Raw genomic sequence first — 9,891 nt, forward strand, 5'->3', positions numbered from 1 at the left:
TCCGGTTATCGGAACGCTTCGAGGAGGCCCGCCAGCGGCAAGCCCAGGTCGGTGGTGGCAGCGCCCGGCGTGCCGTCATCTTGGGCAGCGCCTGGCGTGCCCTTGATCTTGGTGATGTGCTCGCGCGCCTGTGCGCGGGTGTCCCCGCCGGCGACCAGCTTCAGCTCCAACGCCGTTATGGCGGTGCGCTCGCGATCGGCGGCCTTCGCGTTCTCGTCGCGCGTGGTCTGGTCGGAGGCGAGCAGGCTGTCGGCGAAGCCGCGCTCGATCGCGACGGACCCCGACATATAGGTTTCGGCGTCCATCCACTTGGCGCATTCCGCCGCGGTCTTGCCGCTGCGCTGCGCGTAAACGGCCGCCATCGCCTGATCGAAGGGTTCGAGGTACGTCGACGTTTCCGTCATGTCGTGCCGATTGCCGACCGCCACGACCCAGCAATTATGGATCATCAGGAACGACGCGGCGCCGATCTCGACGGTGTCGCCGGCCATTGCGATCACGGACGCGGCGGATGCCGCCATCCCCATGATCTTGATCGTGACCGCCTGCGAGTGCTCGCGCAGCACGTTGTAGATCGCGATGCCCTCGAACATATCGCCGCCGGGGCTGTTGATCTGGACCTCGACCGCGCGGTCGCCGATCGCGCGCAGTTGCGCCGTCACCGTCTTGGCCGTGATGCCGCCGCCGGACCAATAATCCTCGCCGATCGCGCCGAACATGGTGATGACGTTGTCGCCGACCTCGACCGCTCGAATGCCCGCCGCATCGGCGGACCACTTTTCGAGCACGTTCGGCCGGGCGAGCGCCGAGACAGAGCGATCCGGGGGAAGGGGGAGGGCCGACGGTCGGTCGCGCCCGTTCACGCCGTTGATGGCGCGCGGCATGGGTCGGTCCGGGGTGGCGATCGGCGGCTTGCCGGGCACCGGGCGGCCGTTGATGGATTGGACGGCGGACGGCTTCCCTGGCGCCTGCGGCTTGTCAGTCATCGGCTGATTCCTTCGATGGTTTGGCCGGCGTTGCGACAGCGGTCGCCACGGGCAGCTTGTCTCCGCCCTCGATCGGGTTGAGGTCGAAGGCGCCGCGCACCTCGTCGGGGGTCCGGTAGGCGCTGTTCGGGCCGAGGGCCTTGGCGAAGAAGTCGGCCTGGTCCTTCAGCGAACCACGGAGCAGCGCGCCCTCGTTGAATTTCACGTAGAGCTCGTCAGCGTCCTGCTCGGCGACCGTAAGGCATGAGCGCTCGATCGCCTGTTCCCAAGCGACGAACCACGGCATGAGGCAGTAGGTGACGAAGTAGAGGCCGAGCTGCTCGATGCCGCTGCCCCAACTCGTCTCATCGAACATGAGCAGGGGGCGCGGGACGCCGGTGAAGCGCGACACCTCTTCCGCCTGACGCTTGCGCATTTCGTCATACTGCGCGTCCTTCGCGCTCGCGATGAACGGCTTGGCCTTCATGCCCTCTTCGAGCACCAGCCACTCGCCCGCGTTTTCGCCCTCCATGCTGCGCTCGCGCATGCTGACCTTGAGGTTCTCGATGGCCTCGTCGCCGAGCGACGCGTCGGTTTCGAGCGCGCCGCCCGCCATCACGCCGCCCTTGAGCATCTTGCCGGCCGCCCGTTCCGCCTGGCTGGCGATGCCGATGGCGTTCACCGCGACGTCGAGCAGATCAATGCCCTTGAGGCCGTCCCGCGTCATCGGGTGTCGGAAGTGGAAGACGTCCTGCGCCGGCAGCTTGACGGTCCCGCCGCTCGGACGGCGATATTCGAAGCTGAGCTGCCAATCGGCCGACAGCTTCGGCGTGATCGACTTGCGGGCGAGCGGCACGATTGCCACCGGCTTGTCTCGCAGGCCGCGCAGAATGAGGCCGTAGGCATTGCCGTCGAGCAGCGCCAGCAACTGCATGTAGGATTTGAACTCGAAGGCCGTCTGATAGCTGTTCGGGCGCTTATGCAGCAGCCGGTACAGCGGATGATCTTTCGCTTTCTCGCGCGTCCCGTCGGGCCTCAGCCGCATGAGGTGCGTGGGAAGCATACCGATGGATGAGGCGATGAGGTTTGCGGCGCGGAAAAAGGTGCTGTTCCGCAGCGCCGTCATTTCGTTGACGGTCACGCCGCCGGAGGAAACCTTCCCATCCCGCAGGAATTCGGCCAGCACGGGGCTGTCCATGTCGTAACTGTTCCACGCCTGGACGATGCCGCCGCCGCGCGCGATCGTCTTCGGTGCGTCGGCAAAGGACGCGCTGGGGCTGGCGCCGAAGATGCGGTCGAGAATACCCATCCGCACTCCTTCAGACCCGGATCACGCCGCGGGCGGCGTAGACGGACTTCTTCTTCGGCTTTTCGTTCATGCGCGCGGCGCCAGCGCCCATGGCGATCGTCACCATGCCGTCGATCCGGCCGCGCGACTTCTTCTTGTCGAATGCCCGGTTCGACTGCCCGTCGGTGATCAGCTCGACGTTCGACGCGCAGCTATAGGTCACCGGGCTGTCGTCGATCGTGATCCGGTTATCGAGGATCGAGTCTTCGAGCTTCGTGATCGAGGTCGGCATGCAGAGCTGCCGGTCTTCGAACATGACCTTCGTGCCCTGCGCGTGCGCGACGAGCTTCAGGCCCTTGCCCTCCGGCTTGCCCGGACCTTCCCAGCGCCACACCTGCAAGCCGACCTCGACGCACGCGGCTTCGAACTCCGCCATGAACGCGGCGTCGAACGCGAGGAAATCGATCTCCTGCTCGGCATTGAGCGCCGCGACCTGCTTCGCCACGAAGGTATAATCGATGACCGCGCCGGGGAGGGCGGTCAGAAACTTGTCTTCGACCCATTCGACATAGGGCGCCTGGTCGCGCTCGGCGCGATCCTTGAGCCCGTCGGCGACGGTCCAATACCAGCTCTTCGACGACAGGTGGCCTTCGTCGCCGATCCACGTCGCGGTGAGCGCGGTCAGATCGTTTTTGAGCGACAGATCGAGCGACAGGTAGCAGGGCTGCCCCTTCAGCGCGCGGGTGTCGATCGGCCCGAGCACCGCCTTGAACCGCTCTTCGTCCATCCAGAAGTCTGCGGCGCCGACGTCGATGCCGAAATAGAGGCGCTTGACGCTCGACTTCGTTGACGGTCGGAGCACCGCGCTCGCGACCGTCTCGCGGATATTCTCGATCGGGAACGTCTCGCCGAGGGCGGGAAGCGACTTCTTCCAACAGCTTTCGTTCTCGAAGACCGTCTCGCGATCGGCCTTGTCGATCCGCGCGATGAACGCGAACGCGCTATCGTCGCGCTTCTCGCCGCGGGCGATCTGTTGATAGACGTTCGAATACGATTGCCCGACGTGCTGGTTCGTGGCCGGCGTGTTGGTCCCCATGACCATGATGGCGTTGCCGGCGATCTTGTCGATCGCGCGGCGCCACGTCTCGATGGAGTGGTCGGACTTGAATTCGTGTATCTCGTCGGCGAGCACGCACGCGGGGCGCGGCCCCGACTGAGCGTCACCGCCGGCCAGCTTGCGGAAGAACGACTGCGTTTCAGGGTGCTCGATCATCCACGCGTTGTCGCCTTCGCCGCGGATGATCACTTCCTGACGCTGCTCAAGCGTGTCGCCGGGGTCTTCGTCCGGTATCTGGCCGCGGCACATGGCAACCGAATCGCGGAACAGCACGCCGGCGGTCGCCTTGTCCTGGCCGATCGCGAAGACCTGAGCGCGCGGGATGCCGCACCAGCCCATGACGTAGAGGCCGATCGCGCCCATCAGCGGCGACTTGGCCTGCCCCTTTCCGGTTTCGAGCCATGCGTGCCGGAAACGCCATCGCCCGGTTGAGTTGCGCCAGCCGAACAGGCTGCCGATCACGAACGTATGCCATTCGAGCGGGTGGAAGGGCTGCCCCTCCGCCGGCCCGTCGGTGACCGAAAAGACCGCCGGTAGGAAACCCAGCGCGTGCGCCGCTTCCTCCGGCCGCCAGTAGATGCCGCGCCGCGCCCCGTCGCGCATGTCGCGCAGGTGACGCTCGGCAGCGTGGCGCACCAGCTCGCCCACAACGAACTCGCCGGCGACCGCGGCCTTCGCCCAGGCCGTCGTCGGGTCGGCTTCGGTGAGAAACCTATTTGGCAACGGGTTTCAGGTACGCCGCCGCACCCGTCTTCTTCGCGCTCTTCTTCGCGACCTTGCCGCCGGCGTTGCGCTCGCGCGGCGTTATGCAAAGCTCCTTTTCCAGCGCGGACGCCTGCGACGCCGCGTTCGACATGGTCGTCCACCACGGGTTGTACGTCGGCACCTTGGTCTTAGGCGCCTTCATAACCGGGCCGCTTTTCATGACCTCTTTCGCCGAGCGGTCGAAGGTCATGTAGGCGACGACCAGCCGGAGGATCGCGTGACCGTTCGCCGCGGCGAGCTTCTCGGCGGCGCGCAGCTCGGCGACGATGCTCTTCCAATGCTCGGCGGCGACGGCGCGATCGGCGGCGCGCCCGAAGATGGCCGCCCACCGCGGCTCCGGCGGATAGCCGTCGCCGCCGTCGATCACGTCGAGGGTCATGCGGGGCTCCCTGGGCGGGCCGGGCCGAAACCCTCCCCCCCTCAAATCTGCCTGCGGTGCGCATGCACCACGTGGTCGGTACTATCCGGCGCTACCCCGCGACTTTCGAAGGGGGGGTCAGGCGATTCCCGATTCGAAAGGCCACACCTGCTTGAACGCTTGATGCCACCAGCGCAGAGGATACGGCGAACCGTCCAAGTTGAGCGCGGTAATCGTCCGATTGTAGCAGTCGGCTTGAAGAGCACGCATTTCAGTCACGCAGTCTGCTTCGATGGCGTAACGTTCCTGAATCCATCGCGAGATGACGCCCGGTGATGGATCGTCATGGGTGCGCACTTCATACAAGATGCGAAGCCACTGTTTCAGCCACTGCTTATGCATGGCGGCCGCAGTATCAATGCGAAACACTAATTGGATCGTGCCAATAACGCTCAAAATCAGCGTCGCGCCCTTAGCTATAGTGGTATTGTCACCACCGATCAGTGTCAGGAATGCGCCGGCACCTCCAATGACGGTGACGATTGACATCAGCGAACTTGTTAGATCGAGGAAAGAAGCTCGACGCCGATGATAACGCACCGACATCTCTACGATGAATAGGACGTCGGCGCGCGTTGTCATGACTTACTTTTGATCCTTCGGCGGCGGTATTGGTCGATCGAACGACACCGTATTACTGCGTTCATCGGCAGCAAAGGTGCTGTCTTTCTGCTCGTAAGATCGTGACGGCGGCGGTGGCGGTGGCGGCGGCGGCGGCGGCGGTGGCGGTGGCGGTGGCGGTGGCGGTGGCGGTGGCGGTGGGCTAGGCTTATCGTCAGCCATAATACTCTCCTGTTGGGATGAGCATGGCAGCACAACTGACGTTGCGAGTCGAGTCAGGGCCTATGTTTGGAATTCCAAGGGTGATTGCGCGCCGTCGGGCGACCGGCGCGATCGACGCCACCTTGCGGCGCGGCGACGTGACCCTTGTCGGCGAGCGTCTTCGCGTCGGAACAGTCTTTGCAGAGCAACTGATAGTTGGTGCGCTCGCCGGTGCCGCCGTTCGCAAGCGGCACGATGTGGTCGGCGATCGTGCCGGCAGTGGTGCGGCCCTGGCGGTCGCACTCTTCGCAGGTGATCACGGTCGCGAGCAGGTGCTTCCGAATCTTGTCGTGCGCCGTGCCGTAGCCGCGCTGGTGCCGGCTGGTGGTCGGCCATGCCATGCGATCACCTGCTTGAAAGCACGGGATGGGAGTTATGAACAAGCTGCTCAAGGGCGATGGAATGACGATAGGCGCCCGCTGAAGGCGCCTCGTTAAGTTAACCGGAAAGACACGACACGGCGGCATCAATTAGAAGTACGCATCGACAGGGCATAATGAACGCGGGAGAACAGGTGTGACCAAAGAACAGGCGAAAGGTGCTCGTTCTATAGCTAAGAAGGCTCTGAACAAGCTTAGCGGTGACGGTGTCTACTCGACGCCTAACAGCGTATACGTCGAACAGCTTCGCGATGAAAGCGATCGAGGCGTGATAGTCCTGCTAGCCACTCTTCTAGAAGACGCGTTGAAGACCCGCTTGAAAGAGGTGATCCCAGCCCTGCCTACGGTTAAAGAAGAAGAGATATTCGGCTATGATGCGCCTTTTGGATCGTTTAGCAAACTAGCCTTATGCGCCACTGCTTTTGGAATAATCACGCCAGAGCTGCGTGAGATTATCGATCATGTCCGAGCAATGCGCAACAAAGCGGCGCATCTACAAAATCAAATCGTATTTGAAGATGAGCCAATGCGAGGCATGGTTATGTCGATGCTTGATAGCGGAACACAGAGTTTCATCGACGATCACGCTCAAGAGATGGTCCGTCATACCTTTGTGGTGACAGCGTTACTGATTCAGCAGATTATCTTGGGGCCTCTGAAAAGCACAAATTTAAATGAACTGGCCCGAGCCGAGGTTCTTCTTAGCGGACTTCGGAACGACGGGGTCATTCCGTTATCGAAGGTGTTTAAAGGCTTTGAGCCTGAAGCGTAACATATCGACGCAAAAGAGCCGCGGCCCCGTCGGGCGCGGCTCTAACAACTGACGTCGGGCATAGAGTGTGGTGCGCACCAGTCAAGCGCAATCTATCAGGCAAGGCGCTCCCGCATGGCGATAATGTCGGCGACGAACATCACCACGACGCGCGCCGTGTCGATCGCCGACCGGGCGTTGGTCGACAGGCTCGACCCCGCCGTGCCGGCCGGCTCGTCGAAGCGGCAGACGTTCTCGAAGACGGTCCAATATTTCGCAGGGATATAGCCCTTGAAGCGAGCAAGGTCGTCGAGGGCTTCCTGCTCCGCCCAGCCGTTGCCCTGACCGGCGCCGCCGACGCGATCGAAGTCCATGACCAGCCCCTTACCGCCAAGCTGCGACCATAGCGCCTCGCAATGGTCGATGGCGGCGATCTGCGACGCGGACAGCAGCCCGGCCGCTTTCCACCGCCCGACAGGGGTCGCGCCGCGGTTCGACAGCGTCTTCAGCGACACGACGCGGCCGCCGTCGCGCAGCGGCACGTCGACCTCGACATAGCCGCCGCGCGCGAGCTGCGCCGCCGGCACGCCGATCGCCTCGCCCTTCGCTTGCACCAGCTCCGCCGCAAGCTCCGCAGGCGTCTTAGCCTTGCGCTTGATCTTCGTGCTGCGCTTCAACTTCGCCGCCATAAAATCTGCACCCCTTCTAAGCAGAGCTATAGAACAATCGTAGAACATCGTCACTCTGCGACTGCCGCCGGTGCGCCGGGATCGATCCCGAACAGGCGGATATAATCGGCGCGCGACGGCGTCCGGCAGGGGCGATCAGGGTCAGCCGTCACCGCCATGCGCGTTGGCCGGTGCGGGCTCGCCGCGCGATCATCGGCGTAGCGCCCGACGCCGTAGCGCTTGCAGATATCGTCCAGCTCGCCGCCGGTGCAGCGCTCGCCGCCGGGCGCGGGCAGGGCCGCCGCCTGGGCCGGGCGGCCTTCGTGCTGGCGGCGGCGCCATGCGATTTCCGGCTCAGCGGCGGCGATGATCGCCGGGACGACCTTGCTCGGGTGATCCGCCGTGCGGCGTGCGATCGTCGCGGCCTTTTCGATCACGTCGATCGGCAGGTGCCGCAGCGCGTCGAAAGCGGCCTCCATCCAAACTCGCCGCCCGAGCCGATCCATGCCGGTTGGCGCGACCAGGGCGAGGATCGAGCCCAGCGCCGTCGCGAAGCGGTCGCGGTCGCCGTCACCAGCCGGCTTGATCGTGGTCGGCAGCGCCGCCGCTGACGAAATCCTGCATGGCGCCCAGGGTCCGGTCACCACCGTTCCCGCCGCCGCCGTGCCGCCCGTTGCTTGATCCTGTTCGCCCATCGTCTCTGTCCTGCTTGATGATCCAATTTCCCCACGCCGCTTGCCAGTCGAGCTTGCGACCCAGGCCGTTGCGGTCGTCGGCATTCGCCGCCCAATTCCGGAAGCTTTCGAGCGCAGCCCGCGACCAGTCGCCGCCGCGCCGATCGACGACGGCGCGGGCGACGGTGTCATCGGCGAACCGGATCGGCTGCCAGTCGGCAGGAAGGCGGAAAGGCTGCTGTTGCGGCGCGGACGGGCGCGCGCGCTTCGTAGAAGGCGAAGCCTTCGGAGAAGTAGGTTCCCTAACAGTATCCGTGTCCCGTTTTTGGGACTCTTCCCGAGCCGTTTTCGGTACTGTTCCGTTTTCGGTACGGTTCCGCTTTAGGAACGGTTCCGCTTTTGGGATGCTTTCGAGATTGAGGCGGTAGACCTTGATCTGTCGGGTATTGCCACGACGCTCGCCGGTGTCGGTCAGAAAGCCAGACGCCTCCAAGCGACCGACTGCCGCGATCACCGTCTTGCGGTTAAGGCTGCCGAACTCGCATAGCCATACGATCGACGGATAGGCGTTGCCCGTCTCTTCGTTGTGCCGGTCGGCATAGGCGAGGGCAATAAGCTTCTCCGCCGCCGACCCCGCCTTCATCTTCGAAACGGCTGCCAGTGCTGCAAAGCTCACGCGCCCGCCTCGTCGCGCATCTTTTGCGCATGAAGGTTGAGGGCGGCGGCGCGGATGTCGAGGGCATCCGCGGCGGCGCAAAGGTCGCCGCTCGATACGCCGCGCTCCGCGTCGGTCTTCTTCCGCAGGCTGCGCGCGTTGATCCCGAGCGCATCCGCTAGAGCTTGCGCGCTGCCGAGCAGCGCCCCGGCTTTCATCAGGGCTGCGATCCGCGGCATCGTGATAAGGTGCGAGGCATGGGCCGCACTGGCGGCCCGCTTGGCCGTGCGCCGTCTCGCCGCCTCCGCCGCCTCGCGAGCGCGCCGGGCGTCGCCGCGCGCCTGCATCGCCGCGTCTAACTGGGCGGGAGTCGATAGCCGGGCCGCTTCTTCGGCAGGTTCGGCAAGCGCGGTAGGCGGCAGGGGGGCGGCCGACGCGGTCATGCGGTCGCCAGCGCTGATCGAAGGGCGGAAGGATCTTCCGTCACGTCCGGGGCGAGCAGGTCGTCGCGGTGAGGGCCGGCCATCCAAATTTGCACGTCATCGACGCCAAAGATTGCGACCGCTTCCCGCTCAAGCTCGACGGACATGCGACGCATCGCGATCTCGGCAGTCGAGCCGCCGGTTTCGAAGTCGATATCCTCGCGCCTAGCGGTATATGCGCCGCCGCCGTTGCGATTTGCTGTCGCGCTGGCGAGCAGCAGGCCGTCGACCTTCAGCGACCAGCATCCGCGCTCTTCCAGCGCCCAGGTGAGCACCAGCGGCCGCTTTGCGACATAGTCGGGGAAGGCGATGCCCCAATCGCGAGCAAAATCGCGCGCTTCGTTGCGAGGCTTCAGCAGCAGCGCCGCCGTCTCGTCGAGCGTCCGGCCTTCGCGTGCGAGGTTCGCCATGTAACAGGCGACCATTGCCTTTTCGATCGACACGCCAGCTTCGGCGGCGACCTGGGAGAATAGGCGTCCGTCGTTACGCATATCGGCCTCCGTTCCGGGTGATGATCTCGCGGCCGCGGTCGACCGGCAGCGCGTAGGAGCGGGCGAGGCTGGCGGGATCGAACGGTGAGCCTCCGGCGCGCACCCGATCGGCGAGCACGCCTTCGCGCCGCGTCTCTTCCTTCGCGATCTTGCTCGACCGCGTTTCTTTCGGGGCGCGGCTCATATTGCCGATGCCTTCGATTTGACCGCAGGCCGGACCTCGTCGCGGTGCAAGCCGATGGTGGCGCCGAGCTTTCGGGCAAGCGGTAGCGGCAGGATATGCGCACCGGCGCGGAGCTGCGCCTGAAGCAGCGCTAGGCAACCCAGGCGGGCAGCGTTCTCGCGCAGCACGTCGAGCACGGGGGTATTGGCGGAGGGTTCGCCGATGGCGGCGCGATGAGCGGGGCGGCCCATG

14 protein-coding genes are annotated in these 9,891 nt (G+C 64.8%); 1 reads left to right on the forward strand and 13 read right to left on the reverse strand.

Annotated elements, in window-relative coordinates:
* Positions 1–5: 5 nt before the first annotated feature.
* The 6 genes from SFC76_RS03020 to SFC76_RS03045 all read right to left on the reverse strand — a co-directional run bounded on the left by SFC76_RS03020 (position 6) and on the right by SFC76_RS03045 (position 5,716).
* Positions 6–986, reverse strand: coding sequence for a head maturation protease, ClpP-related (locus SFC76_RS03020; RefSeq protein ID WP_322847998.1), 981 nt, complete (start codon positions 984–986; stop codon positions 6–8).
* Positions 979–2,274, reverse strand: coding sequence for a phage portal protein (locus tag SFC76_RS03025; protein WP_322847999.1), 1,296 nt, complete (start codon positions 2,272–2,274; stop codon positions 979–981). Before SFC76_RS03025 ends, SFC76_RS03020 begins: the two co-directional genes overlap by 8 nt.
* A gap of 10 nt (positions 2,275–2,284) precedes the next feature.
* Positions 2,285–4,093, reverse strand: coding sequence for a terminase large subunit (locus SFC76_RS03030; protein WP_322848000.1), 1,809 nt, complete (start codon positions 4,091–4,093; stop codon positions 2,285–2,287).
* A complete protein-coding gene (locus SFC76_RS03035; protein ID WP_322848001.1) occupies positions 4,083–4,514 on the reverse strand; it encodes a P27 family phage terminase small subunit in 432 nt (143 codons plus the stop codon). Before SFC76_RS03035 ends, SFC76_RS03030 begins: the two co-directional genes overlap by 11 nt.
* A 117-nt stretch (positions 4,515–4,631) precedes the next feature.
* The gene (locus SFC76_RS03040; protein ID WP_322848002.1) at positions 4,632–5,135 is read right to left on the reverse strand and encodes a hypothetical protein; all 504 of its coding nucleotides are present in this window, start codon (positions 5,133–5,135) and stop codon (positions 4,632–4,634) included.
* 254 nt (positions 5,136–5,389) lie between these two features.
* Complete coding sequence (locus SFC76_RS03045) at positions 5,390–5,716, reverse strand: HNH endonuclease signature motif containing protein (protein WP_322848003.1); 327 nt, start codon at positions 5,714–5,716, stop codon at positions 5,390–5,392.
* A gap of 175 nt (positions 5,717–5,891) precedes the next feature.
* On the opposite strand from SFC76_RS03045, the gene SFC76_RS03050 reads away from it, so the two are divergent.
* Complete coding sequence (locus SFC76_RS03050) at positions 5,892–6,527, forward strand: hypothetical protein (protein ID WP_322848004.1); 636 nt, start codon at positions 5,892–5,894, stop codon at positions 6,525–6,527.
* A 95-nt stretch (positions 6,528–6,622) separates the two neighbouring features.
* Here the strand turns inward: SFC76_RS03050 and SFC76_RS03055 are convergent, their stop codons facing one another.
* The 7 genes from SFC76_RS03055 to SFC76_RS03085 form a co-directional block, all read right to left on the reverse strand.
* The gene (locus SFC76_RS03055; protein WP_322848005.1) at positions 6,623–7,183 is read right to left on the reverse strand and encodes a hypothetical protein; all 561 of its coding nucleotides are present in this window, start codon (positions 7,181–7,183) and stop codon (positions 6,623–6,625) included.
* A 62-nt stretch (positions 7,184–7,245) separates the two neighbouring features.
* Positions 7,246–7,818 carry a hypothetical protein gene (locus SFC76_RS03060; protein WP_322848006.1) on the reverse strand — a complete coding sequence of 191 codons (573 nt, stop codon included), beginning with the start codon at positions 7,816–7,818 and terminating at the stop codon, positions 7,246–7,248.
* Entirely contained in the window at positions 7,745–8,524 is a 780-nt protein-coding gene (locus SFC76_RS03065) for a hypothetical protein (protein WP_322848007.1), read from the reverse strand. Before SFC76_RS03065 ends, SFC76_RS03060 begins: the two co-directional genes overlap by 74 nt.
* A complete protein-coding gene (locus tag SFC76_RS03070; protein ID WP_322848008.1) occupies positions 8,521–8,946 on the reverse strand; it encodes a hypothetical protein in 426 nt (141 codons plus the stop codon). Before SFC76_RS03070 ends, SFC76_RS03065 begins: the two co-directional genes overlap by 4 nt.
* A complete protein-coding gene (locus SFC76_RS03075; protein ID WP_322848009.1) occupies positions 8,943–9,395 on the reverse strand; it encodes a hypothetical protein in 453 nt (150 codons plus the stop codon). Before SFC76_RS03075 ends, SFC76_RS03070 begins: the two co-directional genes overlap by 4 nt.
* Positions 9,396–9,468: 73 nt before the next feature.
* Positions 9,469–9,660 (reverse strand): hypothetical protein, encoded by a 192-nt coding sequence (locus tag SFC76_RS03080; protein ID WP_322848010.1) that lies wholly within the window; start codon positions 9,658–9,660, stop codon positions 9,469–9,471.
* Positions 9,657–9,890 carry a hypothetical protein gene (locus SFC76_RS03085; protein WP_322848011.1) on the reverse strand — a complete coding sequence of 78 codons (234 nt, stop codon included), beginning with the start codon at positions 9,888–9,890 and terminating at the stop codon, positions 9,657–9,659. The genes SFC76_RS03080 and SFC76_RS03085 overlap by 4 nt, the downstream gene beginning before the upstream one ends.
* Position 9,891 lies beyond the last annotated feature (1 nt).

Source organism: Sphingomonas sp. CD22 (assembly GCF_034556155.1).
Lineage (GTDB): Bacteria > Pseudomonadota > Alphaproteobacteria > Sphingomonadales > Sphingomonadaceae > Sphingomonas.

What these genes read in the sequence shown, in the direction of transcription:
- SFC76_RS03025 (WP_322847999.1), bottom strand. Translation starts at nt 2,274, where the DNA reads ATGGGTATTCTCGACCGCATCTTCGGCGCCAGCCCCAGCGCGTCCTTT.
- SFC76_RS03085 (WP_322848011.1), bottom strand. Translation starts at nt 9,890, where the DNA reads ATGGGCCGCCCCGCTCATCGCGCCGCCATCGGCGAACCCTCCGCCAAT.
- SFC76_RS03040 (WP_322848002.1), bottom strand. Translation starts at nt 5,135, where the DNA reads ATGACAACGCGCGCCGACGTCCTATTCATCGTAGAGATGTCGGTGCGT.
- SFC76_RS03075 (WP_322848009.1), bottom strand. Translation starts at nt 9,395, where the DNA reads ATGGCGAACCTCGCACGCGAAGGCCGGACGCTCGACGAGACGGCGGCG.
- SFC76_RS03070 (WP_322848008.1), bottom strand. Translation starts at nt 8,946, where the DNA reads ATGACCGCGTCGGCCGCCCCCCTGCCGCCTACCGCGCTTGCCGAACCT.
- SFC76_RS03035 (WP_322848001.1), bottom strand. Translation starts at nt 4,514, where the DNA reads ATGACCCTCGACGTGATCGACGGCGGCGACGGCTATCCGCCGGAGCCG.
- SFC76_RS03045 (WP_322848003.1), bottom strand. Translation starts at nt 5,716, where the DNA reads ATGGCATGGCCGACCACCAGCCGGCACCAGCGCGGCTACGGCACGGCG.
- SFC76_RS03020 (WP_322847998.1), bottom strand. Translation starts at nt 986, where the DNA reads ATGACTGACAAGCCGCAGGCGCCAGGGAAGCCGTCCGCCGTCCAATCC.
- SFC76_RS03080 (WP_322848010.1), bottom strand. Translation starts at nt 9,660, where the DNA reads ATGAGCCGCGCCCCGAAAGAAACGCGGTCGAGCAAGATCGCGAAGGAA.